Source organism: Novosphingobium sp. SG754 (assembly GCF_013149315.1).
Classification (GTDB): Bacteria; Pseudomonadota; Alphaproteobacteria; order Sphingomonadales; family Sphingomonadaceae; genus Novosphingobium; species Novosphingobium capsulatum.
Genome location: NZ_JABGCC010000005.1, coordinates 201,470 through 227,701 on the forward strand (window position 1 = coordinate 201,470; position 26,232 = coordinate 227,701).

At 66.0% G+C, this 26,232-nt stretch carries 23 protein-coding genes and 1 riboswitch; of the genes, 5 read left to right on the plus strand and 18 right to left on the minus strand.

What is annotated here, in order from left to right:
- Window positions 1-41 precede the first annotated feature (41 nt).
- Entirely contained in the window at window positions 42-3,179 is a 3,138-nt protein-coding gene (locus FHW97_RS14065) for an autotransporter domain-containing protein (protein WP_168351949.1), read from the plus strand.
- A gap of 161 nt (window positions 3,180-3,340) precedes the next feature.
- A complete protein-coding gene (locus FHW97_RS14070; RefSeq protein ID WP_168351912.1) occupies window positions 3,341-3,517 on the plus strand; it encodes a hypothetical protein in 177 nt (58 codons plus the stop codon).
- Between the two features lie 12 nt (window positions 3,518-3,529).
- Here the strand turns inward: FHW97_RS14070 and FHW97_RS14075 are convergent, their stop codons facing one another.
- From FHW97_RS14075 to FHW97_RS14140, 14 genes are all read right to left on the minus strand, one after another.
- Window positions 3,530-4,471 (minus strand): prephenate/arogenate dehydrogenase family protein, encoded by a 942-nt coding sequence (locus FHW97_RS14075; RefSeq protein ID WP_168351950.1) that lies wholly within the window; start codon window positions 4,469-4,471, stop codon window positions 3,530-3,532.
- Window positions 4,468-5,625, minus strand: coding sequence for a histidinol-phosphate transaminase (gene hisC, locus FHW97_RS14080; RefSeq protein WP_168351951.1), 1,158 nt, complete (start codon window positions 5,623-5,625; stop codon window positions 4,468-4,470). The genes FHW97_RS14075 and hisC overlap by 4 nt, the downstream gene beginning before the upstream one ends.
- A gap of 41 nt (window positions 5,626-5,666) precedes the next feature.
- Window positions 5,667-7,919 carry a bifunctional diguanylate cyclase/phosphodiesterase gene (locus FHW97_RS14085; protein WP_231627660.1) on the minus strand — a complete coding sequence of 751 codons (2,253 nt, stop codon included), beginning with the start codon at window positions 7,917-7,919 and terminating at the stop codon, window positions 5,667-5,669.
- Window positions 7,920-8,144: 225 nt separating this feature from the next.
- Window positions 8,145-9,557: an ammonium transporter gene (locus tag FHW97_RS14090; RefSeq protein ID WP_107716457.1), complete on the minus strand. Its 1,413-nt coding sequence runs from the start codon at window positions 9,555-9,557 to the stop codon at window positions 8,145-8,147.
- A gap of 23 nt (window positions 9,558-9,580) precedes the next feature.
- Entirely contained in the window at window positions 9,581-9,919 is a 339-nt protein-coding gene (locus FHW97_RS14095) for a P-II family nitrogen regulator (RefSeq protein ID WP_022674711.1), read from the minus strand.
- A gap of 175 nt (window positions 9,920-10,094) precedes the next feature.
- Complete coding sequence (locus tag FHW97_RS14100) at window positions 10,095-10,823, minus strand: endonuclease/exonuclease/phosphatase family protein (RefSeq protein WP_168351952.1); 729 nt, start codon at window positions 10,821-10,823, stop codon at window positions 10,095-10,097.
- A 17-nt stretch (window positions 10,824-10,840) separates the two neighbouring features.
- Window positions 10,841-11,710, minus strand: a complete 870-nt coding sequence (locus tag FHW97_RS14105) for an alpha/beta fold hydrolase (protein WP_054131772.1) — start codon at window positions 11,708-11,710, stop codon at window positions 10,841-10,843.
- Window positions 11,711-11,857: 147 nt separating this feature from the next.
- Window positions 11,858-13,381, minus strand: coding sequence for a peptide chain release factor 3 (locus tag FHW97_RS14110; RefSeq protein WP_168351953.1), 1,524 nt, complete (start codon window positions 13,379-13,381; stop codon window positions 11,858-11,860).
- Between the two features lie 12 nt (window positions 13,382-13,393).
- Window positions 13,394-14,281, minus strand: coding sequence for an aldose 1-epimerase family protein (locus FHW97_RS14115; protein WP_168351954.1), 888 nt, complete (start codon window positions 14,279-14,281; stop codon window positions 13,394-13,396).
- Between the two features lie 152 nt (window positions 14,282-14,433).
- Window positions 14,434-16,824 (minus strand): phenylalanine--tRNA ligase subunit beta, encoded by a 2,391-nt coding sequence (gene pheT / locus FHW97_RS14120; protein WP_168351955.1) that lies wholly within the window; start codon window positions 16,822-16,824, stop codon window positions 14,434-14,436.
- Window positions 16,821-17,921: a phenylalanine--tRNA ligase subunit alpha gene (pheS, locus tag FHW97_RS14125; protein WP_168351956.1), complete on the minus strand. Its 1,101-nt coding sequence runs from the start codon at window positions 17,919-17,921 to the stop codon at window positions 16,821-16,823. Before pheS ends, pheT begins: the two co-directional genes overlap by 4 nt.
- 236 nt (window positions 17,922-18,157) lie before the next feature.
- Window positions 18,158-18,520 (minus strand): 50S ribosomal protein L20, encoded by a 363-nt coding sequence (gene rplT / locus FHW97_RS14130; RefSeq protein WP_022676504.1) that lies wholly within the window; start codon window positions 18,518-18,520, stop codon window positions 18,158-18,160.
- Between the two features lie 12 nt (window positions 18,521-18,532).
- Window positions 18,533-18,736 carry a 50S ribosomal protein L35 gene (gene rpmI / locus FHW97_RS14135; RefSeq protein WP_022676503.1) on the minus strand — a complete coding sequence of 68 codons (204 nt, stop codon included), beginning with the start codon at window positions 18,734-18,736 and terminating at the stop codon, window positions 18,533-18,535.
- 263 nt (window positions 18,737-18,999) lie between these two features.
- The gene (locus FHW97_RS14140; RefSeq protein WP_168351957.1) at window positions 19,000-19,896 is read right to left on the minus strand and encodes a homoserine O-succinyltransferase; all 897 of its coding nucleotides are present in this window, start codon (window positions 19,894-19,896) and stop codon (window positions 19,000-19,002) included.
- Window positions 19,897-19,969: 73 nt separating this feature from the next.
- Window positions 19,970-20,081, minus strand: a riboswitch (SAM-I-IV-variant riboswitch).
- A 144-nt stretch (window positions 20,082-20,225) separates the two neighbouring features.
- On the opposite strand from FHW97_RS14140, the gene FHW97_RS14145 reads away from it, so the two are divergent.
- Window positions 20,226-20,405, plus strand: a complete 180-nt coding sequence (locus FHW97_RS14145) for a bacterioferritin-associated ferredoxin (protein ID WP_022676501.1) — start codon at window positions 20,226-20,228, stop codon at window positions 20,403-20,405.
- A 97-nt stretch (window positions 20,406-20,502) separates the two neighbouring features.
- Window positions 20,503-20,982 carry a bacterioferritin gene (bfr, locus tag FHW97_RS14150; RefSeq protein ID WP_168351958.1) on the plus strand — a complete coding sequence of 160 codons (480 nt, stop codon included), beginning with the start codon at window positions 20,503-20,505 and terminating at the stop codon, window positions 20,980-20,982.
- Window positions 20,983-21,106: 124 nt separating this feature from the next.
- Here the strand turns inward: bfr and FHW97_RS14155 are convergent, their stop codons facing one another.
- From FHW97_RS14155 to FHW97_RS14165, 3 genes are all read right to left on the minus strand, one after another.
- Window positions 21,107-22,390 (minus strand): amidohydrolase family protein, encoded by a 1,284-nt coding sequence (locus tag FHW97_RS14155; RefSeq protein ID WP_022676499.1) that lies wholly within the window; start codon window positions 22,388-22,390, stop codon window positions 21,107-21,109.
- A 77-nt stretch (window positions 22,391-22,467) separates the two neighbouring features.
- Window positions 22,468-23,238 carry an SDR family NAD(P)-dependent oxidoreductase gene (locus tag FHW97_RS14160; protein ID WP_168351959.1) on the minus strand — a complete coding sequence of 257 codons (771 nt, stop codon included), beginning with the start codon at window positions 23,236-23,238 and terminating at the stop codon, window positions 22,468-22,470.
- 26 nt (window positions 23,239-23,264) lie between these two features.
- Window positions 23,265-24,056 (minus strand): inositol monophosphatase family protein, encoded by a 792-nt coding sequence (locus FHW97_RS14165; RefSeq protein WP_168351960.1) that lies wholly within the window; start codon window positions 24,054-24,056, stop codon window positions 23,265-23,267.
- 151 nt (window positions 24,057-24,207) lie between these two features.
- Here FHW97_RS14165 and FHW97_RS14170 point away from each other — a divergent pair, with 151 nt between their 5' ends.
- A complete protein-coding gene (locus FHW97_RS14170) occupies window positions 24,208-25,152 on the plus strand; it encodes a helix-turn-helix domain-containing protein (RefSeq protein ID WP_168351961.1) in 945 nt (314 codons plus the stop codon).
- A 24-nt stretch (window positions 25,153-25,176) separates the two neighbouring features.
- Here FHW97_RS14170 and FHW97_RS14175 read toward each other — a convergent pair whose 3' ends face one another.
- Window positions 25,177-26,112: a ribose-phosphate pyrophosphokinase gene (locus tag FHW97_RS14175; RefSeq protein WP_022676495.1), complete on the minus strand. Its 936-nt coding sequence runs from the start codon at window positions 26,110-26,112 to the stop codon at window positions 25,177-25,179.
- Window positions 26,113-26,232: the final 120 nt, after the last annotated feature.

Genomic DNA, 26,232 nt, shown 5'->3' on the forward strand with positions numbered 1-26,232 from the left:
CCCGCCCCTGCTGGCCCTTTTGCCCAACGAGACGAGAGCCCATGCAGCGCCTCCCCAAGATTCGTTTTCTTTCGACCGTCGCCACCATGGCGATTCCGGCCGCCCTGGTGGCCGTTGCCACCCCGGCGCTTGCCGATACCACGGTGGGCACCAGCACGCTGACTGCCCTCAACACCTCGTCGGCCGGCAATATCACCGTCAACGGCAGCGGCGCGATCAAGCTGCCCAGCGGCGTTCCGATCACGATCGATTCGTCGAACACGGTCAATGTCAATTCCGGTGGCTCGCTGACCGTCGCCGGTGTCAGCAACAGCGCCGGCATCGTCGCCAACGCCGGGGTGACCACCACGATCACCAACGACGGCACGATCACCGTCAGCGAAGATTATACGCCGCCGGTCCTGGGCAACAGCTCGGTCGTCAATGGCTCGGTCTCGCAGCTGACCAACCGCTATGGCATCCACATCCTGTCGGGCAACGCCACCACGGCGACGATCTCGAACACCGGCACGATCGGCGTGGAAGGCAACAATTCGGGCGGCATCGTCGTCAGTTCACCGCTCACCGGTTCGATCACCAACACCGGCACGATCAGCGTCAAGGGTGACAACTCGGTTGGCGTGAGCACCGGCAATGTCACCGGCAACCTTGCCATCGGCGGCACCGTGGCGGTGATCGGCACGGGCGCGCAGGCGGTTGTCGTCAACGGCGACATCAACGGCGCGTTCAAGATCGACGGCGCCATGACCCAGGCGGTCAGCTATACCGCCGACGATGGCACCACGCAGACGCTGTCGCCCACCGCGCTGAGCAGCGGCAAGGCCGCCGTGCAGGTTTCGGGCAACGTCACCGGCGGCGTGATCGTGACTGTGGCGTCGAGCACCAACAATGTCACCGAAACCACCGGTTCGATCCAGTCCTACGGCACCAGCCCCGCGCTGCTGATCGGTGGCGCCGGCAACACCACGATCGGCTCGGTCGTGGCGACTTCGGGCACCTATTCGGTTGCGGTTGACGGCAGCGTCAGCGCCACCGCCTATTACAGCGGCCTCAACGCCTATGGCGTCGTCGTTGGCGGCCAAGGCGGCACCGTCAGCCTGCCCAACGGCATCGGCGTGCACGGCACCGTCACGGCCACCACGGTCAACGGTGATGCCACCGCGATCCTGCTCAACCAGGGTGTTACGGCCACGTCGCTGTACAACGAAGGCACGATCAAGGCGACGGCGAGCGGGGTTGCCTCGGGCAATCTCTATGGCATCCGCGATCTGTCGGGCACGCTCAACACCGTCAACAACACCGGCTTCATCACCATCAGCGGTGCATCGACCGGCAAGACCGCGGCGATCGATCTGTCGGCCAACACCAGCGGCGTGACGATCAAGCAGTACCTCAATGCCACCGGCGTCACCAGCCAGGCATCGGACAAGGCCGCGTCGGGCTACAACGTGGCGACCGCGCCGGTCTACACCGCGATCACCGGTGACATCTACACCGGCAGCGGCAACGATACGGTGGACATCGAATCCGGCAAGGTAACCGGCAACGCCTATCTCGGCACCGGCAATAACACCGTGATCATGGCCGACGATTCCAAGTGGATCGGCAACATCGATTTCGGCACCTCTGGCACCGCCTCGATGACGATGAGCGCCAATGCGCGCTTCACCGGGCAGATGGCGCTCAACGACCAGGTCGGCACGCTGACCATCGGCGGTTCGGCGATCTGGGCCGGCACCATCACCGGTGGTTCGCAGCTCAACGTGACGGTCAATGGCGGCTCGTTCGGCGCCAACGCCGTCGGCACCACCACGATCAACAACCTGACGGTCGGTTCGGGCGGCGCGCTCGGCGTCTATGTGGACTCCACCGGCACGGCTTCCAAGCTGGTGGCCAACACCGCAACCTTCGCCTCGGGTGCCAAGATCAACGTCTCGGTGTCCTCGTTCCTGAGCGCGACCACGCCGCAGACCATCGTCTCGGCCGGCACGCTGACCGGCGGCAGCAATGTCACCACCAGCTCGCTGTCGCTGCCCGTGCTCTATACCGGTTCGATCTCGCAGAGCGGCAACGACCTCGTCCTGTCGCTGTCGCGCAAGACGGCCGCGCAGCTTGGCCTGACCACGCCCCAGGCAGCCGCCTATGACGCGATCATCGGCAATGCGGCCAACTACACCAACCTGCAGTCCAGCCTGCTCCAGGTCACCGATACGCCGACGCTGCAGAGCCAGTTCAACCAGCTGCTGCCCGATTATGCCGGCGGGGCGTTCGATTTCGTCACGCGTGGCTCGCGCCAGGCGGCGCTGCACGTGGCCGACGATTCGTCGCTGTTCACGATCAGCAACACCGGCATGTGGCTCGAACCACTCTATTTCCGCGCCAGCAAGCACGACGATGATTCGGTCGGCTACAGCCTGAGCGGCGGCGGCGTGTCCTTCGGGCTCGAACGCGCCACCGCGCTGGGCAACATCGGTGCCTACTTCGACTGGACCAGCGGCACGGTGAACAACCACAACCAGCAGTCGCTGGGCGTGAACAACATCGAAATCAACGCGTTCTGGCGCAAGGCGTTCGGCAAGCTCTACACCTTTGCCCGCGTCGGCTACGGCCGCTCGTCGTTCAAGCTTGACCGCACCTTCACCGGCGCGGTCGACTCTGCGACGATCACCTATGCGGCGCACGGCGGCTGGAAGGGCCACTCGCTGTCGGCCACGGGCGGGTTCAGCTATGACATCGATCTGAGCGACACGTTCAAGATCAAGCCCAAGGCGAACATCGAATACTTCCGCCTCAAGGAAAACGGCTACCAGGAAACTGGCACCGACGCGATGATCCTGCTGGTGCGTGACCGCAGCAGCACGGCCGTCAATGCCACCACCACGCTGGGCTTTGCGTGGAGCAGCGGCCCGAGCAGCTACGAAGGCCGCCCGTTCACCGTGGAAGCCGACGTGGGCCGCCGCAGCCACCTGTCGGGCGACCTGGGCGCCACCACCGCGATCTTCGGTTCGGGCCAGCAGTTCACGCTCACCCCGGAAAACGTGCAGTCGGCCTGGATCGGCTCGATCGGCATTCTCCAGGGCGGTCTCGACTATACCTGGAAGATTTCGGCCGGCGCGGAAAAGCCGCAGAACGGCGGCATCGCCGCCAACGTGCGCGCTTCGCTCAGCATAGCGCTCTGATCGCGGCGCCTTGGGCGCCACATCCATGGAGCCATATCCATGGAACAGGGGCGGCAACCACGCGGTTGCCGCCCCTTTCTTGTTTGCACAGGTTGGCCCCGCCATCGCGCGCGCGCCGCGGTGCGTTGGCCAGGGGTCACCTGCCCGCAAAAGGAAACATCATGGAAGATCCCCGCAACCTGCCGCCCGAGCAGCGCGCACGCCGCTTTGGCCGCGCAGGCCTGACCGTTGCGATCATCATCGCAGCCATCATTGTGGTGATCTTCGTGGGCCGCAACCTGTGGCACGCCCGCGTGCTGCACCAGGAACAGCGCACCGGCGTCGCCAACGACGCCTGATGGCGCGCTGGCTCAGTCTGGCGTTGAAGGTGTCGCCACGGCGCCGTGATCGCGGCCGAAATCGGGGCGGGCATCGTCCTGGCCCATCGCGATGATCGAGCGGCGGATCGCCCGGGTGCGGGTGAAATGGTCGAACAGCGCTGCGCCATCGCCCTTGCGGATCGCCTTCTGCAGCTCGGTCAGGTCTTCGGTAAAGACCTGCAGCATGGTCAGCACAGCATCGCGGTTGTGCAGGAACACGTCGCGCCACATCGTCGGGTCAGAGGCGGCGATGCGGGTGAAATCGCGAAAGCCGCCTGCCGAATACTTGATTACCTCGCTCTGCGTCACCTCTTCCAGGTCAGACGCGGTGCCCACGATCGTGTAGGCGATGAGGTGGGGCAGGTGGCTGGTCACCGCCAGCACCAGATCGTGGTGGGCCGCGTCCATCATTTCGACGCGCGCCCCCAGGCCTTCCCAGAACGCGGCGACGCGCGCCACGGCCGTGGCATCGGTGCCATCGGGCGGGGTGAGGATGCACCAGCGCCCGGCGAACAGCGTGGCAAAGCCGGCGTCGGGCCCGCTCTGCTCGGTGCCGGCAACGGGGTGGGCGGGCACGATCGTGGCATGGGGCAGCGCATCGCCCAAGGCCTTGAGCACGCTGGCCTTGCTCGACCCCACATCGCTGACCACGCAGCCGGCGGGCAGATACGGCGCCACGGCGGCAGCAGCAGCGGCCATGGCACCCACCGGCACGCAGAAGACCACGAGGTCTGCGTCGGCCACCGCCTGCGCCGGCGTGGCGGCGATGGTGTCGGCCAGGCCGATCTGCGCCGCGCGCGCCCGCACCGCCGCATCGGCGTCATAGCCGGTAACGATCACCCCGGCCATGCGCGCGCGCGCCGCCAGCGCCACCGATCCGCCCAGCAGGCCCAGACCGATGACCGCGATGCGCGTGAAGGGGGCAGCGCTCACCGGGCCGTGCCTGGCGCAGCGTCTGCCATGGTGCGCAGCGCGCCGGCGATGGCATCCATCTGCGCGGGCGTGCCGATGGTGATGCGCAGGCACTGCGGCAGCCCCTGCCCGGGTAGCCAGCGGGTGATATACCCCGCATCCATCAGGCCCACATACGCCGCCTCTGCCGTGAGCGCGCCGGTAAACTCGATCAGCACGAAGTTGGCCTGGCTCGGCAGCGCGCGCAGCCCGTGGTTGCCCAGCGCCTCTAACGCGGCGACAAAGCGCGCGCGTTCGGCCCGGTTGTGCGCGGCCGATGCCTGGACGAACGCCTGGTCGTGCACCGCCGCCAGCCCCATCGCCTGCCCGGTGAGCGAGACATTGAACGGCCCGCGAATGCGGTTGAGCATGTCGATCACGTCGACCGGCCCGGTGGCCCAGCCGATCCGCTCTCCGGCCAGGCCATAGATCTTGGAGAACGTGCGCGTGACCAGCACATTGGCGGCCGTACGCGCCAGATCGAGCGCACCATCGTCATCGTCTGCCGCGACATATTCGGCATAGGCCTGGTCCACCACCAGCAAGACATCGGGGCGCAGGCCGGCATGCAGCCGCGCCAGTTCGGCACGGCCGATATAGCTGCCGGTGGGATTGTTGGGATTGGCCAGGAACACCACACGGGTCCGCTCGGTCACCGCGGCCAGCAGCGCATCGACATCGGTGCCGAAATCGGCGTCGGGCGCTTCAACCGGGGTGGCGCCACAGCGCCGCGCCGCGATCGGATAGACCGAAAAGCCATAGCGCACGAACAGCACTTCATCGCCGACGCCAGCATAGGCCTGGGCCGCGATGTGCAGCAGTTCATCCGAACCCGTGCCCATCACGACGCGCGCGGGATCGAGCCCGTGCAGCGCGGCCAGCGCGCCGCGCAGATCCTTGCTGTCAGGATCGGGATAGAGCGCGGCATTGGCCACCTGTGCGCGCGCAGCCATGGCCGCCGCGCTGGTGCCCAGCGGGTTTTCATTGGCCGACAGCTTGATCAACGGCTGCCCGTCGAGCCCGGCCGATTTGCCCGGCACATAGGCATGGATCGCCTTGATCCAGTCCTTGGGCTGCGGCCGCGAACGGTCGAGGCTGGCGGTCTGGGCGGATGCGGGCGTGGTCTGGTCGGTCATGATGGCATGGGCTTTACGCCATGAACCGCGCAATTCAAGCGTTACGCAGCATCCGTCCAAGCGAGCCCGGCGCCGTTCCAGTCGGTCGCCATGGCAAAGGCGGGCATCGTCACCTTGGCATTGGGGCCACGGTTGATCTGCAACGGCCCGTTGGGGCCGGCGCCCAGGGTCAGCCCGGCAGCGGAAAGCTGATAGGGCGAGACGCGATAGCGCGTGCACAGGCCGCCATTGCCATCGCTGACCAGTTCCTGTTCGAACTCAAGCCCCTGCTGATGGCCCTGGCTGCGCCGCACGCGCGACACCACCAGTTGCCCATCGCCCAGGTCGAGCACGAAAGGCGTGTCGAGCGGCACTTCGAGCAGCCCCTCGATCAGCGCGCCCGATTTCGAGAGGTTGCGCAGCACCACGGGGTAATAGTGATCCTCGTGCACCACGCCCACGCGGCGGAACATCGCCTGCCGCTGATGCCGCTGGCGCGCCGGGCCGGATGGCTCGATGGTCCAATCGCCACCGGAAAGGCCGGCAACGAACGTGTCGTTGTCGAGCGGCTGGCTATAGATGAAGCCCTGGACATGGCTGACGCACAGCGCTTTCATCAGGTCGAACTGGTCAAAGCTTTCCACGCCTTCAGCCGTGGTTTCCATATCCAGCGCCTGGGCCAGCGCGACGATGGCGGTGATGATCGCACGGTTGCGGTTGCCCGGCTGGGTCGCGCCGCGCACGAACGACTGGTCGATCTTGATCTTGTCGAACGGCGCGCTTTTGAGATAGCCGAGACTGGAATAGCCGGTACCGAAATCATCGAGCGCCAGGCGCACGCCCAGGCCCTTGAGCGCGTTGAACCGCGCATCGGTCTGGCCGCCTTCTTCCAGAAACACGCCTTCGGTGATTTCCAGTTCCAGCCGCGCGGGATCGAGCCCGGATTGCGCCAGGGCCGAGGTGACCAGCGCAGGAAATGCCTCGTCGGCAAACTGCACGGGCGAGACATTGACCGCCACGCGCAGTGGGACTTCCCAGCCAGCCGCATCGGCGCAGGCCTTGCGCAACACCCATTCGCCGATCGTGCGGATGAGATTGGATTCCTCGGCAATGGGGATGAACCGCGCCGGCGATACCTGGCCATGTTCGGGATGGTTCCAGCGCAGCAGCGCCTCCACCCCGATCACCTGGTTGCTCTGCGCCTTGACGATGGGTTGGTAGTGCAGGGCAAACTGGCCCTGCGCCAGGGCATCGTGGAGGTCCTCCTCCAAGGCCTTGCGATCCTCCGCCGCCTTGAGCAGGTCGCTGGAAAAGAAGCGGAAGCGCCCGCGCCCGCTGCCCTTGGCGGCATAGAGCGCAAGATCGGCGCTGCGCACTAGGTCGTCGGCCGCCGCGCCATCGAACGGGGCAATCGCCACGCCGATCGACGCGCCGATCAGGCAGCGGCTGCCATCGATCAGATAGGGCTGGGAAATATCCTCGATCAGGGCTTCGGCCAGTTCGCCCAGATGGCCGCGATCCTCCACCTCGGGCAGGATGATCTGGAATTCATCGCCGCCCAGCCGGCACACGCGGCTGGCATCGCCCACCAGGCGCACCAGGCGATCGGCCACCTGCTTGAGCAGGGCATCACCGGCAGCGTGGCCCAGCGTGTCGTTGACCTGCTTGAAGCGATCGAGATCGATCAGCATCGTGGTGCAACCACGCCGGGTGGAGGCCAGCGCGGCAAGCTTGCGCGCCAGCGTCTGGTTCATGTGGCGGCGATTGGCGAGGCCGGTCAGCGGATCGTGCAGCGCCATGTGCGAGCTTTCCTCGGCATGGCGGCGTTGGTCGCTGATATCGGCGCAATGGCCGTGGAAGCCGGCAAACTGGCCACGATGGTGCACGGCTTCACCCGACAACGACCACCAGCGCGGCTGGCTGGCCGGCCCGGTGCGCACGGTCAGCCGTTCAAAGCGGGTGCGCCGCGCCAGCACGAAGCGCAGCGAGCGCTCGCTGCCATTGTCGCCCTGGGTTTCATCGTGGTGAAACAGATCGAGCAGGGTGCGGCCCAGCGGATCACCATCGCCCGCAAGCAGCGCGCGCGCGGCAGGGGATAGATAGGTCAGCCGGCCATCGGCATCGCTCGACCAGAACGCCCCCAGCCCAAGCGCTTCATAGGCGCGGCACAGCGCGGTGGCATGATCGGGCGCGAGGCCAGTGGCCTTGGCGGCATCCCTGGCCGTGGGCGCAGCGGCAGGCGCGCCCGCAACACCATCGGACCGTTCATTGCCACTGTTGCCTGGCCTGCCCCAGGCCATGCGCCGGATCACCATCAGAATCTCCGCCCAAGGGACGCTTTCGCTCAGGTGTTCTACGATGGGACGATTGCGTGATCGTTAACTTTGCAAAGCCGCCCGGGGGCTGCCGAGCGAACAAAAAAGAAGGCCGGAAGCGCGTGCGCTTCCGGCCCAGGTCGTTCGCAGGAGGAACATGGTTTGGCGGAGGAGGGGGAGAGAGGGAGAGGATCAGGCCCCCCACCCCGCCAAGCTGGTGAAAACTTACATGTTGTAGGCGCGTTCGCCGTGTTCGGAGATGTCGAGGCCTTCGCGCTCGGCTTCTTCGGTCGGACGCAGGCCGATCGTCTTGTCGAGAGCGATGAACAGGACCGCCGAGACGCCGCCCGAGAGCACCAGGGTGACGCACACGGCCTTCACCTGGGTGATGATCTGGGCAACCATGTCATAGGTGCCGGCCTTGGCGGGGAACACGGTGTAGTCGATCCAGCCCTGGCCACCCAGCGAAGGGTCGGCCACGATGGCGGTGCCGATGGCGCCGACGATCCCGCCGACACAGTGCACGCCGAACACGTCGAGCGTGTCGTCATACTTGAGGGCGTTCTTGACGGTGGTGACGAAGAAGAAGCAGATCGGCGAGACGACGAGGCCGAGGACGATGGCGCCCATCGGCGCGGCATAGCCGGCCGCCGGGGTGATCGCGACGAGGCCGGCGACGGCACCCGAGGCAGCGCCCAGCATCGAGGGCTTGCCATGCTTGATCTGTTCGACAACCGACCAGGAGACGGCGGCGGCGGCAGTGGCGACGAAGGTGTTGATGAAGGCGAGCGCGGTGGCCGCGTTCGATTCCAGGCCCGAACCGGCGTTGAAGCCGAACCAGCCCACCCACAGCAGCGAGGCGCCGATCATGGTCATGGTCAGCGAGTGCGGCGGGGTGGCTTCCTTGCCAAAGCCCAGGCGCTTGCCGATCACGAGGCAGCCGACGAGGCCAGCGATACCGGCGTTGATGTGCACCACGGTGCCGCCGGCAAAGTCCAGGCCGCCCCAGCCATAGATCAGGCCGGCGTCGGAGGTGTTGGACGACAGGAAGTCAGGACCGGCGAAGTACCACACCATGTGGGCCATCGGGAAATAGACCAGGGTGAGCCACAGCACGGTGAAGATCATCAGCGGGGTGAACTTCACGCGCTCGGCAAAGGCGCCCACGATCAGCGCCGGCGTGATGCAGGCGAAGGTCATCTGGAAGATGACATAGACATATTCGGGCAGGTAGACGTTGTTGGAGAACGTCGCTGCATAAGTCGAGGTGGAAACCCCCGCCAGGAACATCTTGGAGAAGCCGCCGACATAGGGCGAGCCGCCGGTGAAGGCCATCGAATAGCCCCAGCAGACCCAGCACAGCGCCGCGACCGACACGATCATCAGCACCTGCATCAGCACCGAAAGCATGTTCTTGGTGCGCACCAGGCCGCCGTAGAACAGCGCCAGGGCGGGGATGCTCATCATCAGCACCAGAGCGGCCGAGACCAGCATCCAGGCGACGTCACCCTTGTTGACCATGGTGGCCATCTGGTCGGCCGTGGGGGCCTTGATCGGCCCGGTTTGCGCAAAGGCGGCAGAGGCCATGCCGAGGCTGAGCCCGGCTGCCGTCATGCCACTGATCATCTTGCGGATCATATGGTTTCCCCTCTGTTCGGAAGTCACAGCGCCATATCGCCGCTTTCGCCGGTGCGAATGCGCACCGCCGAAGCGAGATCGAGCACGAAGATCTTGCCGTCGCCGATCGCCTCGGTGCTGGCGGTTTGCTGGATGGTCTCGACAATCTGCGCCGCGAGGTCGTCGCTGGCAGCGATTTCGAGCTTCACCTTGGGCAGCATGTTCGTGGAGTATTCGGCGCCGCGGTAGATCTCGGTCTGGCCCTTCTGTCGGCCAAAACCCTTCACTTCCGACACCGTCATCCCAGCAACGCCCAGACCCGACAGCGCTTCACGCACTTCGTCGAGCTTGAACGGCTTGATGATGGCGATGATGAATTTCATTCATGCCCCCTTTCACGGCCTCAACCAGCCGGTGCGGAACCGGCATGAATTGTTAAAGCAAGGGGCGTGCCAAATCCGTTTTCTTACGAAATCAGCGATTCACGGAAACCATATCCATTGTCGAGCGTTTCGCCGCCGCTCGATTCTTGTGCAGTACACAGAATCTGCCTAAATTTTAGGCAGGAGCTTTCCCACTCAGCCGCAGCCGTGCCCACACCGGCAGGTGATCCGACGCCTGCTGCGCCAGCGGGCTATGGTGCACGCCGATGCCGTCGACCACCCAATCGTGGCTGGCGACGATACGGTCGAGCTGGCCTAGCGGGCGCCGCGCGGGAAAGCTGCGGCCGGGCGCGAGAACTGAAAGATCGGCGGGAAAGGCCTGGAGCGCGCCGCCGCGCGGCGCCCATTCGTTGAAATCGCCCATCAGCACGCGGGGGCCGCGCCCGGCGGCTGCGCAGGCCACCCGCACTTGCTGGCGGCGGCGCAGGCCCGACAGGTCAAGATGCATGCCGATTACGCGCACGCCCTGCCCGGCCCATTCTAGATCCACCGCCACCGCCCCGCGCGGCTCCAGCGTGGGCAGGGGCACGGCATGGCACCCGGTCACCACCAGGTCACGCCGCACCAGGATGACATTGCCGTGCCAGCCCAGGCTGCCCGCCCGGCGCGCGCGATCGATCACGCCCGGTGCTACCGCGCGCCACGGGCTGCCGTGCGCGAGCAGTGTGGGCGGGATCACCGCCTCGCGCGTGCCAAAGCGATTGTCCGCTTCCTGCAGCGCAATCACGTCGGCGCCCACCTCGTGCAACACCATCAGGATACGCTCGGGATCGCAGCGCCGGTCCGCGCCCACGCCCTTGTGGATATTGTAGCTGGCAAAGACCAGCGAATCGGCCGCCTGCATGGCCGGCACCCGCGCGGTCAGAGGAAATCGCGCAGGGTGGCGACGAAGCGATCGAACTGGTCGTGGTGCAACCAGTGCCCGGCGTTCTCGAATTCGACCACCTCGGCCGAGCGGAAGTGCTCGATCCGCCCGTCACGAATCGGATTGCCGGCCCAGGAATCCGCGCCGTTGAGCAGCAGGGTGGGGCTGGTAATCGCCTCCCACAGCTCGTGCTTGCGGTTCTGGGAAATGTCGTAGGGGTGTTCGATGTGCACGTAGGGATCGAACTTCCAGGTAAACGTGCCGTCTTCGTTGCGGTTGATGCCGTGGATCGTCAGGTGGCGGGCCTGGGCATCATTGATGTAGGGGTTCTGCGCCTTCATGCGGGCGATCGCCGCCTCGATCGTGGGATAGCGGCGCGGCAGGCGCCCGGCGGCCTTGCGCTTTTCTGCGATGTAATCGCGGATGCGGCGGGCAAAGGGCACGGCGCGCATGCGCGCTTCCCAATCGGGGGTAGGGAAAATGCCCTCGATCGCCACCAGCTTGGCCACGTCTTCGGGAAACAGCCCGGCATAGCGCAGCGCCACGGCCGCGCCCATCGAATGGGCCACGATGGTCACCGGCGCCAGGCCCAGTTGGTGGATCAGCTGCGCCACGTCATAGACCATGTCCATCACGCGATAGTTGCCGTCAGAGGCCCATTCGCTGTCGCCATGGCCGCGATGATCGAGCGCGATGACATGCCAATCCTCGCGCAGCGCCTCGGCCGTCCAGTCCCAGCTGCGACAATGGTCGCGCCCGCCATGGATCAGCAGCAGCGGTGGCTTCTCGGCATTGCCCCAATCCACATAGTGGAGGCGCAGGCGTTGCGAGATGAAGGTGTTCGAAGTGGGACCGAGCAGATTCATGGCCCCACCCTGCCCATGCTGCACTGCGCTGGCAAGAGCGGGAACCATGCTGTCACCGACTTGGGGGAAATACCCCAAGGGCATTTGCGCGGACGGCACCCGAGAGATGATGCCGCCCAATCCGCGTACCCGATCACAAACAGCGCTTTAACGTTCCTTGGTGGCGCTGAACGCCAGGTCGGGGTTGCGTTCCTGCTGATAGCTCACGTCCCAGGCCGAGCGCGCCATGAAGACGGGATCGCCATCGCGGTCCTTGGCCAGGTTCGACAGGTTGAAATCGGCAAAGGCCCGCAAGGCCTCGGGCGTGCCCTTGAGCCAGCGCGCGGTATCGAATGGCGAGGGTTCGAGCACGGCCTCGACCTTGTATTCCGCTTCCAGCCGGCTGATCAGCACGTCGAGCTGCAGCTGCCCGACCACGCCCACGATCCACTGTGAGCCGATTTCCGGGTAGAACACCTGGATCACGCCCTCTTCGGAAAGATCGTCGAGCGCCTTGCGCAGCTGCTTGGTCTTGGTCGGGTCTTTCAGCACCACGCGGCGCAGGATTTCGGGCGCGAAGTTGGGCAGCCCGGTAAAGCGCACGTCGTTCTTTTCCGACAGCGTATCGCCCACGCGCAGCGTGCCGTGGTTGGGAATGCCGATGATATCGCCCGCTTCGGCGCTGTCGGCAATCTCGCGGTCCTGGGCAAAGAACAGGATCGGCGAATGCACCGCGATCGGCTTGCCCAGCCCCGAAGGCGTCAGCTTCATGCCGCGCTTGAACGTGCCCGACACCATGCGCATGAACGCGATACGGTCACGGTGCTGCGGGTCCATGTTGGCCTGCACCTTGAAGATGAAGCCGGTCACGTCCTCGCGCGTCGGGTCGATCGTGCCCTGGTCGCTGGCCTGCGGGCGCGGCGGCGGGGCAAAGTGGTCGATCGCGGCGATCAGTTCGGCCACGCCAAAGTTCTTGAGCGCCGATCCGAAATAGACCGGGGTCAAGTCACCATGGCGATAGGCGGCCAGATCAAACTGCGGATAGCCTTCGCGGCCCAGCTCGATCTCTTCGGCAAATTCATCGGGAATGGCCCCAGCGGCCGGATCGCGCTTGCCCAGGAACTCGCGGCTGTCACCTTCGGGACGGGCGATGGTTTCGCTGGCAAAGTCATAGACGCCTTCGAAGATGCCGCCCATGCCCACCGGCCAGCTCATCGGCGCAACATCGAGCGCCAGGGCATCGGCCACTTCGTCAAGCGTTTCGAACACCGGGCGGCCTTCGCGATCCACCTTGTTGACGAACGTGATGATCGGCACCGAGCGCATGCGGCACACTTCGAACAGCTTGCGCGTCTGCGGCTCGATCCCCTTGGCCGCGTCGATCACCATGATCGCCGAATCGACCGCGGTGAGCGTGCGATAGGTATCTTCGGAAAAGTCTTCGTGGCCCGGGGTATCGAGCAGGTTGAAGACGGTGCCGTCCTTCTGGAACGTCATCACCGAAGACGTCACCGAAATGCCGCGCTGCTGCTCGATCTTCATCCAGTCAGACCGCGCGCGGCGGGCCTGCCCGCGCGCCTTCACTTCGCCAGCAAGGTGGATGGCGCCGCCTTGCAGCAGCAGCTTTTCCGTCAGCGTGGTCTTGCCCGCGTCGGGGTGGGAAATGATGGCAAAGGTGCGGCGATTGGACATAGTCCGCGCCGCTTAGCCGCCCCTGACGGTCACGTCCATGCGGAAGCTGCGGCTCTCGCCCGGGGCAAGCAGAACGATACCCGGCTTTTGCGTGATATCGCCGGTAAAGCCTTCGGGATCGGCATGGCCGGCCCAGGGTTCGATGCAGATGTAATGCGCCCCGGGCACCTGCCACAGGCCCAGCATCGCCATGTCGGGAAACGCCACGTCGAGTGCCGGGCCGCCTTCCACGCCATAGGTCAGCGCGCGGCTGGCGAGGTCGGTCCAGATCACGGCGTCGTTCGTGAATAGTTGCTCGCGCAGCGGCAGCATGCGGCCGCGGACCGGGGTGGCATAACGGCGTTCGAGCACCAGCCCGGTCTGCTTGTTGACCCGCGCGATCGGCTCGGGCTCGTCCTTGGTGAAGACCAGGCGGTGGGCATGCTTGTCGGTGCTGCCCGGCAAAGGCCAGGCAAAGGCTGGGTGATAGCCAAAACTGAACGGCAGCGTTTCATTACCCGGATTGCTGACGGTCGCGGTCACCGCCAGGGTCGCCCCTTCCACGGCAAAGGCCATGTCGAGCACGAAGACAAAGGGATAGACCGCCCGCGTCTCGGCCGAATCGCGCAGGCGGAAATGTGCCGTGGCACCGTCATGGGCAACCAGCGCAAAATCAGACCGGCGGGCAAAGCCATGGCGGGGCAGCGTATAGGCCTTGCCATCGTGATGCAGCGTATCGCCGGCCAGCGAGCCGACGATCGGGAACAGCACCGGGGCATGGCCGGTCCAGAACGCCGGATCGGCATCAGTCATCCACTGCTGCCCGGCGCGATCGGTGATCGACCACAGCTCTGCCCCCAGCGGATTGATCGCGGCGGTCAGCGTCTCGGACGCGATCGTGACAAGAGCAGGCTGGGTCATGGCCACAGGGTATGGCCAGAGCGCGCGCTCTTCGCAAGTGCGGTATGATCAGGCGTTGCGCGAGTGCCCTTCGACAAGCTCAGGGCGAACGGACACAGGCAAAACCTGAAAACCCCGTTCGGGCTGAGCCTGTCGAAGCCCCAAAGGCTGCCCTAGCCGCGCAGAACCCCGCCCTGCTTGGCCGCAGCGGCGACGATCTTGTCAGAAATCGCCTTGAGGGCGGCTTCGTCAAAGCTCTTGTCACCGGGTTGCAGCGTCACCTCGATGGCCAGGCTGCGCTGGCCTTCAGGAACGCCCTGGCCGCGGAAATCGTCGAACACGCGGGCAGCGACAATGCTGGCCTTGTCCGCGCCCTTGACCGCACGCAGCACGTCGCCCGCCGGCACCTTGGCATCGACCAGGAACGCAAAGTCGCGCGTCACGGCCTGGAGCGCAGGCGGGGCAAAGTGCGGACGGGCAAAGCCCGGCGCAGCCTTCTTGGCCGGCACGCGATCGAGGAACAACTCGACCACCGCGACCGGCACGTCCAGGCCAAAGGCCTTGGCCGTGGCGGGATGGATCATGCCGAACCGCGCCAGAACCTGCTTGGGGCCAAGGCGCAGCGTGGCCGACTGGCCGGGATGGAACTGGCTGCCCGCCTCGCCCATCACCTGCAGATTGTCGACCGGTGCGCCGGCCTGGGCCAGCAGGGCCAGGGCCTCCGCCTTGGCATCGAACGCGTCGAACGGCTGCGCCTTGCCGCTGGCCCAGCCGCGCGCGGTGCGCTCGCCCGCCAGGACCACGGCCAGGCTGAGGCGTTCATCGCTGCTGCCATCGTCGGCGCGCAGATAGCGGCGGCCGATTTCGAACAAGCGCACGCTGGACGCGCCGCGATCGCAATTGCGCCGTGCCGCCGCCAGCAAGCCGGGCAGCAGCGAGGGGCGCATCGCCTTCAAGTCTTCCGAGATCGGATTGGCCAGCGTCCACACGAATTGCCCATCGGCAAAGTGTTCGGCCTGGGCCGGGGGCAGGAACGACCAGGTCACCGCCTCATGCAGCCCACGCGCGGCCGCGGCGCGGCGCAGGCGGCGTTCAAGCATCTGCACCGGGGTAGCAGTGGGCCGTGCCACGCCATCGGTGCGCGGCAGCGGGGTGGACGGCACGGCGTCGAGGCCATGCACGCGGATCACTTCCTCCACCAGATCGGGCGCGCCGGCGATGTCAGGGCGCCAGGTTGGCACGGTCACGGTCCAATCCGCGTCCACGCCAAAGCCCAATGCGGCCAGGATACGCTTCTGTTCACCCTGGGCCACGGCAACGCCGCCCAACTGGCCAGCCAGCGCCGGATCATAGGCCAGGCTGCGCTGCGCCACCGGCGGCGTGCCCACGCGCACCACTTCGCTGGCTTCGCCGCCGCAGATCTCCAAGATCAGCGCGGTCAAAAGGTCCATCCCGGTATCGAGGAACGCAGGATCGACCCCGCGTTCGAACCGGCCACGGGCATCGCTGGCCAGCGCCAGCGCCTGGCCGGTGCGGGCGATATGCGCGGGATCGAAATAGGCCACTTCGAGCAGCACGTCGGTGGTCGTATCCGAACAGCCGGAATGCTCGCCACCCATAATGCCGCCGATATCGTGCACGCCAGCGTCGTCGGCAATCACGGTCATGAACGGCTGGAGCACATATTCCTTGCCGTTGAGCGCGACGACGGTTTCGCCTTCGCGCGCCAGCCGGGCGGTGACGGCGCCGGTCAGCTTGGCCAGGTCATAGGCATGGGCCGGGCGGCCATAGCCGAGCATGACGTAGTTGGTGATGTCCACCAGTGCCGAGATCGGGCGCTGGCCGGCAGCCTTGAGCCGGTCCTGCAGCCACTGCGGCGAGGCGCCGTTGGTCACGCCCTTGATCACGCGGCCATAGAATGCCGGGCAGCCGGCCGCATCCTCGATGCGGATGTCGACCGGGCACGGGCCAGTGCCGGTCACCGGGGCCACGTCGATGGCGCGGAGCGTGCCGATGCCGGCCGCCGCCAGATCGCGGGCAATGCCATAGACGCCCATGCAATCGGGGCGGTTGGGCGTGATCGCCACGTCGAACACCGGGTCAGACCCGATATAGTCGGCAAACGACTGCCCCAGCGCGGTGTCTTCGGGCAGTTCGATGATGCCGTCGTGTTCCTCGCCCAGGCCCAGTTCGCGGGTGGAACACATCATGCCGTTGGATTCGACACCGCGAATCGCGCTCTTGCGCAGTTCCATGCCATTGGCCGGAACGACCGCACCGGGCAGGCCGAGCACGCCAACCAGGCCCGCGCGCGCATTGGGTGCGCCGCAAACCACCTGGAGCGGCGAGCCGTCACCCAGATCGACGCTGAGCACCTGAAGCTTGTCGGCCTGCGGATGCTTTTCCGCCGTCAGCACGCGGGCGACGCGGAACTGCTTGAGCGCGGCCGAGGCATCGGTCACGCTTTCGATTTCCAGGCCCAGGCTGGTGAGCTTTTCGGCAATCTCGGTGGCGCTCGCTTGCGTGTCGAGCAGCGCCTTGAGCCATGACAGGGAAAACTTCACGGCTTCACTCCCACGCCGCCCGAAAGGGTGGGCACGTCGAGCGCCCCGAATCCATAGTGGCCAAGCCAGCGGGCATCGCCATCGAAGAAGGCGCGCAGGTCATCCAGGCCGTACTTGAGCATGGCCAGGCGATCGACGCCGGTGCCAAAGGCAAAGCCCTGCCATTCATCGGGATCGAGCCCGCCAAATTCGATGACCTTGCGGTTGACCATGCCCGAGCCCAAGACTTCCATCCAGCCGCCGCCCGGCGCATCGCCGCTGCCGCCGACCACGCGCTTGCCGTTCACCAAGGTATAGCCCACGTCCACTTCCACCGAGGGTTCGGTGAACGGGAAATAGCTGGGGCGCAGGCGCAGGACGATGTCGTCGCGCTCGAAGAAGGCCTTGAGGAAGGTTTCCAGCGTCCACTTGAGGTGGCCCAGGTGAATGCCCTTGTCGATCACCAGGCCTTCGATCTGGTGGAACATCGGGGTGTGTGTGGCGTCGCTGTCAGAGCGATAGACGCGGCCTGGCGCGATGATACGCAACGGAGCGCCGTCTTTCAGCATCGCGCGGATCTGCACCGGCGAGGTGTGCGTGCGCAGCAGCATGTCGCGCCCTTCCCCGTCCTTGTCCGGGAAATAGAACGTGTCGTGCATCGCGCGCGCCGGATGCGTTTCAGGCATGTTGAGCGCGGTGAAGTTGTGCCAATCGTCTTCGATTTCCGGGCCGCTAGCCACGGCAAAGCCCATGTCGGCAAAGATTTCGGCCAGTTCGTCCATCACCTGGCTGACCGGGTGGACGCTGCCGCGCAGGCTTTCCGGCGCGGGCAGCGACAGGTCCACCGCCTCGGCCGCCAGGCGCGCATCGAGCGCGGCGCTTTCCAGCGCAGCCTTGCGGGCGGCAAGCGCAGTGGTCACCGCCTCGCGCGCGCCGTGAATCTGCGGGCCCTTGGCCTGGCGCTCTTCCGGGCTCAACTGGCCCATGGTCTTGAGCAGGGCGGAAACCCAGCCCTGCTTGCCGAGCGCGGACACGCGGATCGCCTCCAGCGCATCGAGCGTGGTGGCATCGGCAATGGCGCCGAGCGTTTCGGCCTGCTGTTGGTCTAGCTGTTCCATCGCGCCTGCCGCTAGCGCTTTGCGGGGCAGAAGGGAAGATGGGTTGCGTGTGTTGGGGAGTGGCAACATGCCCTCCCCCAACCCCTCCCGCAAGCGGGAGGGGAGCCTGGTTGCTCTCCCCCTCCCGCCTGCGGGAGGGGGGCGGGGGAGGGCATGTTCGCGGAAACCCCCAAAAGCAAAAGGCGCCCGCTCCTTTCGGAACGAGCGCCTTTAAAAGCTGTATCGCGATCAGGCGATCAGGCGGCCGGAAGGGCAGCCTTGGCCTGGGCGATCACGGCCGCGAACACGCCGCCTTCGTTCATGGCGAGATCCGCCATGGCCTTGCGATCGAGTTCGATGCCGGCAAGCTTGGTGCCGTGGATGAACTGCGAATAGGTCAGGCCTTCAGCGCGGACGGCCGCGTTGATGCGCTGGATCCACAGAGCACGGAACGTGCGCTTCTTGACCTTGCGGTCGCGGTACGCGTACTGACCAGCCTTTTCAACGGCTTGGCGGGCAACGCGGATCGTGTTCTTGCGACGGCCGCGGTAACCCTTGGCCTGGTCGAGAATACGCTTATGCTTGGCACGCGTGGTGGTGCCGCGCTTGATACGGGACATGGATCAGCCTCCTCAGTTCAGCCCGTAGGGCGCCCACTTCTTGATCACCTTCGCGTCAGCGTCGGAGATCACGTCGGTGCCGCGGTTCTGGCGGATGTACTTGGCGTTGTGGCTGATCAGGCGGTGGCGCTTGCCGGCCACGCCGTGCTTCACCTTGCCCGTAGCGGTAAGCTTGAAGCGCTTCTTCACACCGCTCTTGGTCTTGAGCTTGGGCATTTTCGTCTCCTTGTTCGACGCGGTGTACCTGCCGTGGCAGCCCTATGTGGCCAGGCAGGAACGCAGATCCGCGTGGATTGAAGGGGCGGCCCTTAACGAGGGTGGGCCGGTTTGGCAACTTGATTCGGGGCCTGGGGAAACAGGGCCCCTCCACCACCCGCTGCGCGGGCGGTCCCCCTCCCCACGCTGTGGAGAGGATGAGGAAGGTCCTCCCCGCTTGGCGGGGAGGTGGCAGGCCGCAGGCCTGACGGAGGGGCAACAGGTCAGCCGATATCGTCCAGGTTGAACGGCGTGGTCTGATAGACCTCGTTGATCCAGTTGCCGAACAGCTGGTGCCCATGCGTGCGCCAGGTGTTGCGCGGCAGCTGGGCCGGGTCGTTGTGCGGATAATAGTGGCGCGGCACGATCCGTTCGCCATCGCGGCGATATTCGGTATCGAGCGTGAGCGTATCGTATTCCAGGTGGTTGAACATGTGGATGGCGCGATGGGCCGGATCATCGACCAGGCACGGCCCGACCTCTTCACTGTCGAGCAGCACGGCAAGGCCGGCGGGCAGATCTGCGGCGCGAATCTCGCTCCAGCGCGAGACGGGCACGGGCACCACATCAGACATCCCGCGCAGCCAGGGGCTGGCCGGGGCGCGGTTGACGTGATCGAACACGCCATGCGCCTTGGCGCCCAGGGCATGCTTGGGCACGCCGTGGAAATGCGCCAGCGCCGCCATTGCGCCCCAGCAGATCGTCAGCAGGCGGTGGCAGTGGGTCTGGCTCCAGTCAAAGATCTGGCGCAACTCGTCCCAATAGGTCACCTCGCCATAGTCCATGGTTTCGACCGGCGCGCCGGTAACGATCAGGCCATCGAAGCGCTCTGCGCGCACGGCGGAAAACGGCGAATAGAATTCCGCCAGATGCCCGGCCGAGGTGGTCTTGCTGACATGGCCCGACAGGCGCACCAGCTTGAGCTCGATCTGCAGCGGCGTGGCGCCGAGCAGGCGCGCCACCTGGGTTTCGGTGGTGATCTTGTCGGGCATCAGGTTGAGCAGGGCGATGCGCAAGGGGCGGATATCCTGCCGCGCGGCCTCGGTTTCGCCCATCACGATCACGCCTTCGGCTTCCAGCGTGCGGCGGGCGGGGAGGTTGTCGGCGATCCTGATCGGCACGGGCGTAGCTTTCCTTCAAATCCTGCACAGCCAAATCCTGTACAGCGCGAGAGGAGGGAAAGGACGCCTGGGGCTTGCTCCGTTTCGTTGCCGGATCGGCCACATCCTCCCGGTGGGGAGCGCCACCTTGCCCGGAAACCGGCAGGTTGGCGTTGGGGCGTCGCCCCCAACTCTCGATGCTGGCCGCCCATGTAGCGGGCGCCCATGCGCATTGCAAGGCGTGCCCGGAACGCTACGGAACCGGCGGCAAGGATCGCTTTACCCCTTGCTCATGAGAATGAATCGCATTACCTTGCGAATCGTTCTCATGAGCGAAAGCACTCAGCGCCATGTACATCTGCATCTGCAATGCCATCCGCGAGAAAGATCTGCGCCAGGCCGCCCGTTGCCACGCCCGCGGCGATGCCGAAGCGCTCTATGGAACGCTGGGCTGCCAGGCACAGTGCCGACAGTGCCTGGACGATGCCGACGACGTGGTGGCCGACGAGCGCGCCTGCGCGATGGCGTGATAAGGCGGACCGTGGTGCGCGGCGCAACTGCGCATTGCCCCGGCTCCCTCGCTCGCTTACCCTGCCTTCCAGTTCAACGGCATAGGAAGGTTCGGCCATGAAGGGCGATGCCAAGGTCATCGAGTTTTTGAACAAGGCCCTGTTCAACGAACTGACCGCGATCAACCAGTACTGGCTGCACTATCGCCTGCTCTCGCACTGGGGCGTGAAGAAGCTCGCTGATTTCGAACGGCACGAATCGGTCGACGAGATGAAGCACGCCGATCTCCTGGCCGATCGCATCCTATTTCTCGATGGGTTGCCCAATTTCCAGGCGCTGGGCCGTCTGAAAGTGGGCGAGTCGGTGGAGGAAGTGCTCAAGGCCGACCTCGCCCTGGAATACGAGGCCGTGCCCCTGCTGAAAGACGGCATCGCCCATTGCGAAACGGTGCGCGACTATGTCAGCCGCGATCTGCTGCAAAAGATCCTCGAAAGCGAGGAAGAGCATATCGATACCCTGGAAACCCAGCTCGACCTGATCAAGCAGATGGGCATCCACAACTATATCCAGTTGAACAGCCAAGCGGCGGAGGAGTGAGCGCGGCTTGGGGCGGGTGGGAACATGCCCTCCCCCAGCCCCTCCCGCACGCGGGAGGGGAGTAGAGGTGCCCCCTTCAAGTCCCCCTCCCGCGTGCGGGAGGGGTTAGGGGAGGGCTTGTTGCTTACTGCGCGGCCTTCACCACCTCGCCACCCTTCATCACGAAAGCGACGTGTTCCAGCGTGCGCACGTCAGCCAGCGGATCGCCGTCGACGGCGATGAGATCGCCATAACGGCCCGTGGCAATGGCGCCCACGTCAGCCGTGCGATCGAGCGCTTCGGCGGCGCTCTTGGTGGCGGCCTGGATCGCCTCGATCGGGGTCATGCCCCATTCCACCATCTTCGCGAACTGGCGCGCGTTGTAGCCGTTGGGATAGACGCCGCCATCGGTGCCGAACAGCAGCTTGACCCCGGCAGCATGCGCGGCGCGGAAGGTTTCGCGCTGCTTGCGGCCGATCATCTTTTCCTTGGCCAGGCTTTCCGGGAAGACGCCGTTCTTCTCGCCTTCGGCCAGGATATAGTCGTCGTTGTAGATATCCATGTCGAGCCAGGCGCCCTTGGCCTTGGCCAGCTTGAAGCTTTCCTCGTCGGCCAGGCTGGCGTGCTCGATCGTGTCGATCCCGGCGCGCAGCGCGTCGTTGATGCCGGCGGTGCCATGGGCATGGGCCGCTACACGCATGCCGAGCATGTGCGCTTCGTCGGCCACGGCCTTGAGTTCGTCAAAGCTCATCTGCTGGGCGCCGACCGAATCGGTCTTGGAAAAGACGCCGCCGGTGGCGCAGATCTTGATCACTTCCGCGCCATACTTGCGCACCTTGCGCACCAGCGCGCGGAACTCTTCGGGCGTGTTGGCGATCTGCGGCGAAGGCACGGTGATCGAGGGCGGAAATTCGGTGGAATCGCAATGGCCGCCCGTGGCGCCCAGGGCATAGGTCGCCGGCACGATGCGCGGCCCGGGCACATAGCCCAGTTCGATCCCCTGCTTGAGCGCGACATCGTCATAATTGGCCGAGCCGACGTTGCGCACAGTGGTAAAGCCGGCTTCCACCGTCTTGCGGGCATTGGCGACGCCGATCACGGTGGACAGGTTGTCGGTGAACTCCAGTCCGCGATAGCCGCTGAGCGTGGGATCGCCGGTCAGGTGCACGTGCATATCGATCAGGCCGGGCAGCAGCGTGCGCTGTCCCAGATCGACCACTTCGGCCCCGGCGGGCACAGCATCGCCACTCTTGCCAACAGCCGTGATACGGCCATCGGTGATCACCACTTGCGCGCCATCGACCCGCTTGCCGGCCAGCACGTCGATCATGTGCGCGGCGCGCACCACCACGGTCTTGGCCTGCGCGCTGCCGGTTGCCAGCGCCACCAGCGCGGCCGCTCCCAGCGCCACGCTCTTTATCGTTGTCATGCACCATCCTCTTGTTGGGGGATGGCAGGCAAGGTTGCATGGGTAACGATATTGAACAAGTGTCTAATCGGCCGCCATCATTCGGCGTAGATCATCTTGCGGGTCATGCCGCCGTCCACCACGATCTGCTGCCCGGTGACGAAGCCGGCATCCGGGCTGGCGAGCCAGGCAATAGTGGTGGCAATGTCCTGCACCGTGCCAACGCGCCCGGCAGGATGCTGCGCTTCATCGATGGCGCGGTGGTCCGCCGCGTGAGCCCGGTCGGCACGCTGCCACGGGCCGGTTTCGATCCAGCCGGGCAGCACAGCGTTGACCCGCACCTGCGGCCCCAGGCCCACCGCCATGGCGTGGGTGAGCGCGCACAGCCCGCCCTTGGCGGCGGCATAGGCATAAGTATCGGGTTCGGATTGCAAGGCCCGCGTTGACGCGATGTTGACCACGCTGGCGCCGCTGCGCCGTTGCAGCAAGGGCAGGGCCGCACGGCTGCACAGGAACGCGGCGGTGAGCGAAGCATCGATCCAGCGCTGCCAGTCCGCCAGGGCCAGGTCTTCCAGCGGGCCGCAATAGGGATCGGCGATGCCAGCGTTGTTGACCAGGCAATCGATACCATCGCCTGCCCAGGCGGCAATGCGGGCAAAGGCGCGGGCCACGGGCTTTTCCCGGCCCACGTCGCAAGCGATCGTCAAGCCCTGCCCGCGCGGCAGCATGGCCCCCAGCTCCTTGAGCGCCTTGGCATCGCGATCAAGCGCGACCACGCGCCAGCCGAGCGCGGCAAAGTGCAAGGCGGTGCCCCGGCCGATACCGGCACCCGCGCCCGTGATCACGATGGTGGATGCAGCAGTGGTCATGGCAGGCACAACGCGGCCGAAGCCGTTCAGTGCCGGTGGCTGTGCCCTGCGGCAAGCGCTTCGATCGCGTCGTCCAGGCGCGCCGGATCGCCCAAGGCAAGGACGTGGCCTTCCGAGCCGATATGCAGCGGATCGCCGTTCCAATCGGACATCGTGCCGCCGGCCCCTTCGACCACCGGCACCAGCGCGGCCCAGTCGTGCAGCTTGAGGCCAGCCTCGCACACGATGTCGAGCTGGCCAGTGGCGAGCATAGCATAGTTGTAGCAATCGCCACCCATCACCATGCGGCGGTAGTCGGTCTGGCCGGCCAGCGCCATGAAGTGGTCGCCTTCATGCTGGCTGAAATAGTGCGGCCCGGTGGTGGCAATCGTCGCCTCGGCCAGCTCGCGGCAGGGGCGGGTCTTCACCGGCTGGCCGTTGAGCGTGGTTTCGCGGCCCGAGGCGCCCAGCCAGCGTTCGTTGGCGATCGGCTGGTCGATCACGCCCATCACCGGAAAGCCATCGACCAAGAGCGCGATCAGCGTGCCGAACAGCGCGCGCCCGGCGAGGAAGCCGGCCGTGCCATCGATCGGGTCGAGCACCCAGCTGCGGCCCGAAGTGCCCTCGCGCGTGCCGAATTCCTCGCCGATGACGGTGTCATCGGGGCGCTCAGCGGCCAGAATGGTACGCATCGCCTCTTCTGCCGCGCGGTCTGCCAGGGTCACCGGCGTGGCATCCCCCTTGCGTTCGGCGGTCACGCTGCGAAAATAGGGCCGGATCGCGGCGCCGGCAGCGTCGGCCAGGCGGTGGGCCAGGGCAATGTCGTCATCGAGCTTCATGGCCCAGTGCTTTGCCGATCGGGCCGAAGCGGTCAAGAACGTTGCTCCGGCCCGGTGCGGCACGGCGGCAGTACAGGGGCAGGATGCAACATTTGAGGTTTGCGAAAGGCGGACAAGAGCGCAAGCAGGGCATTCAGGGGGCAAAGCAAGCATGAGTCGCCAGATCAGGCCGGCTGTGGACCGGGCGATTGCGCCGGCCGCGGGATTCACCCGCCAGGGGCAGCCACTGTCTTACAACCGCGCGCCAGCGCCCGACCTGGCGCCGTGGATCGGCCGGTTCTATGTCACCGTGGTCGATGCCCCGGCGGGCCATGCCCTGCAATGCGGGCTACTGGCCGATACCGCCTGCATCCGCGTGCAACTGCGCGGGGAATGGACGGCGCAGACCCGCGATGGCTTGCGCGCGCTGGGCCGGGCGGCGCTGGTGTTTGGCCCCAATACCCAGCGCATGGCCGTGGGCGTAACCGGCAGCTTTACCAGCGTGGGCGCCGTGTTGCGTCCGGGCGCGGCCCACGTTCTGGCCCGCCTGCCCGAGGCCGAACTGACCGACCGCTTTGCCACGATCGACCAGCTGGGCCTGAACCCGGATCACTGGCTGGAGATGTTCGATCCGGCCGCCTCGCCCGAAGACTGGTGCCAGGCGATGGAAGAGGCCCTGCGCGCGGTGATCGCCTGGCGCGGCACAGCAGAACCCGATGCGGTTTCCGCCCGTTTCGAAGCGGCAGCGCTGGCCAACCCCGCCATCGGCGTGGGCGAATTTGCCCAGCAATGCGGGATCGAGCAGCGCCGGCTGGAGCGGATCGTGCGGCGCGATTTCGGCATGACGCCCAAGCAGGTGCTGCGCCGCGCCCGCGCGCTCGACATGGCGAGCCACCTGCGCGGCGTGGCCGACGATGCGGAAGGGGAAACCCTGGCGCTGCGCTATTACGACCAGAGCCATCTGATCCGGGAATTCACCGCAATGTTCGGCATGTCGCCGCGCCAGTTCGTCGATCTGGCGCAGCCACTGATGACGCTGTCGCTGGAAACCCGCCAGGCGCGCCGCCTGGAAATGACCGAGCGGATTGCACCGGGCGGCATCCGGCCCTGGCAGTAATACCCAGGACCGGATCGCGCGGGATCAGTCGAACAGGCTGGAGACCGAGCTTTCGTCGGCAATGCGGCGGATCGCCTCGCCGATCAGCGGAGCGATGGTCAGGATGCGGATGCTGTCGCAGTCCTTGGTCGCTTCGGTCGGCAGGATGGTGTCGGTGATCACCAGTTCCTTGAGCGCCGAATTGCCGACGCGGGCCACAGCCGCGCCCGACAGCACGCCGTGGGTGATATAGGCCGCGACCCCGGCCGCACCGGCATCCATGAGGGCCTGCGCGGCGTTGCACAGCGTGCCGCCCGAATCGATGATATCGTCGATCAGGATGCACATGCGGCCCTTCACGTCGCCGATGATGTTCATCACTTCGGACTGGCCGGGGCGATCGCGGCGCTTGTCGACGATGGCCAGCGGCGCGTTGTCGAGCCGCTTGGCAAGGGCGCGGGCGCGCACCACGCCGCCCACGTCGGGCGAAACGACCATCAGTTCCTGCCCGCCATAGCGGGTCTGGATATCGGCGGCCATGACCGGCGCGGCAAACAGGTTGTCCGTCGGGATATCGAAGAAGCCCTGGATCTGCCCGGCATGGAGATCGACCGCGAGGACGCGATCGGCCCCGGCCGTGGTAATCAGGTTGGCCACCAGCTTGGCCGAGATCGGCGTGCGCGGCCCCGGCTTGCGGTCCTGGCGGGCATAGCCGAAGTATGGCACCACGGCGGTGATCCGCTTGGCCGAGGCGCGGCGCAGCGCATCGATGCAGATCAGCAGCTCGAGCAGGTTGTCGTTGGCGGGATAGCTGGTGGACTGCACCAGGAAGACATCTTCGCCGCGCACGTTCTCGTGGATTTCCACGAAGACTTCCTCGTCGGCAAAGCGGCGCACCGAGGCGTCGGTCAGCGGCAGTTCCAGATAGGCCGCAATGGCGCGGGCCAGCGGCAGGTTGCCGTTGCCGGACATGATCTTCATGGCGTTTCCCTCGAGTCCTTTGGTGATCCTGATCCTCGCGCCGCCCTTAGCCCAAGATGACAGTTTTGCAACGCCCCAGCGTCCCGAACGGGCCGCAAACAGGCCGTTTTGCGCCCCACC

What these genes read in the sequence shown, in the direction of transcription:
- FHW97_RS14100 (WP_168351952.1), bottom strand. Translation starts at nt 10,823, where the DNA reads ATGCAGGCGGCCGATTCGCTGGTCTTTGCCAGCTACAATATCCACAAG.
- FHW97_RS14160 (WP_168351959.1), bottom strand. Translation starts at nt 23,238, where the DNA reads ATGACCACTGCTGCATCCACCATCGTGATCACGGGCGCGGGTGCCGGT.
- pheS (WP_168351956.1), bottom strand. Translation starts at nt 17,921, where the DNA reads ATGGAACAGCTAGACCAACAGCAGGCCGAAACGCTCGGCGCCATTGCC.
- FHW97_RS14165 (WP_168351960.1), bottom strand. Translation starts at nt 24,056, where the DNA reads ATGAAGCTCGATGACGACATTGCCCTGGCCCACCGCCTGGCCGACGCT.
- FHW97_RS14145 (WP_022676501.1), top strand. Translation starts at nt 20,226, where the DNA reads ATGTACATCTGCATCTGCAATGCCATCCGCGAGAAAGATCTGCGCCAG.
- FHW97_RS14155 (WP_022676499.1), bottom strand. Translation starts at nt 22,390, where the DNA reads ATGACAACGATAAAGAGCGTGGCGCTGGGAGCGGCCGCGCTGGTGGCG.
- FHW97_RS14090 (WP_107716457.1), bottom strand. Translation starts at nt 9,557, where the DNA reads ATGATCCGCAAGATGATCAGTGGCATGACGGCAGCCGGGCTCAGCCTC.
- FHW97_RS14070 (WP_168351912.1), top strand. Translation starts at nt 3,341, where the DNA reads ATGGAAGATCCCCGCAACCTGCCGCCCGAGCAGCGCGCACGCCGCTTT.
- FHW97_RS14115 (WP_168351954.1), bottom strand. Translation starts at nt 14,281, where the DNA reads ATGACCCAGCCTGCTCTTGTCACGATCGCGTCCGAGACGCTGACCGCC.
- FHW97_RS14095 (WP_022674711.1), bottom strand. Translation starts at nt 9,919, where the DNA reads ATGAAATTCATCATCGCCATCATCAAGCCGTTCAAGCTCGACGAAGTG.
- FHW97_RS14170 (WP_168351961.1), top strand. Translation starts at nt 24,208, where the DNA reads ATGAGTCGCCAGATCAGGCCGGCTGTGGACCGGGCGATTGCGCCGGCC.
- FHW97_RS14175 (WP_022676495.1), bottom strand. Translation starts at nt 26,112, where the DNA reads ATGAAGATCATGTCCGGCAACGGCAACCTGCCGCTGGCCCGCGCCATT.
- rpmI (WP_022676503.1), bottom strand. Translation starts at nt 18,736, where the DNA reads ATGCCCAAGCTCAAGACCAAGAGCGGTGTGAAGAAGCGCTTCAAGCTT.
- bfr (WP_168351958.1), top strand. Translation starts at nt 20,503, where the DNA reads ATGAAGGGCGATGCCAAGGTCATCGAGTTTTTGAACAAGGCCCTGTTC.
- hisC (WP_168351951.1), bottom strand. Translation starts at nt 5,625, where the DNA reads ATGACCGACCAGACCACGCCCGCATCCGCCCAGACCGCCAGCCTCGAC.
- rplT (WP_022676504.1), bottom strand. Translation starts at nt 18,520, where the DNA reads ATGTCCCGTATCAAGCGCGGCACCACCACGCGTGCCAAGCATAAGCGT.
- FHW97_RS14105 (WP_054131772.1), bottom strand. Translation starts at nt 11,710, where the DNA reads ATGAATCTGCTCGGTCCCACTTCGAACACCTTCATCTCGCAACGCCTG.
- FHW97_RS14110 (WP_168351953.1), bottom strand. Translation starts at nt 13,381, where the DNA reads ATGTCCAATCGCCGCACCTTTGCCATCATTTCCCACCCCGACGCGGGC.
- FHW97_RS14065 (WP_168351949.1), top strand. Translation starts at nt 42, where the DNA reads ATGCAGCGCCTCCCCAAGATTCGTTTTCTTTCGACCGTCGCCACCATG.
- FHW97_RS14085 (WP_231627660.1), bottom strand. Translation starts at nt 7,919, where the DNA reads ATGGTGATCCGGCGCATGGCCTGGGGCAGGCCAGGCAACAGTGGCAAT.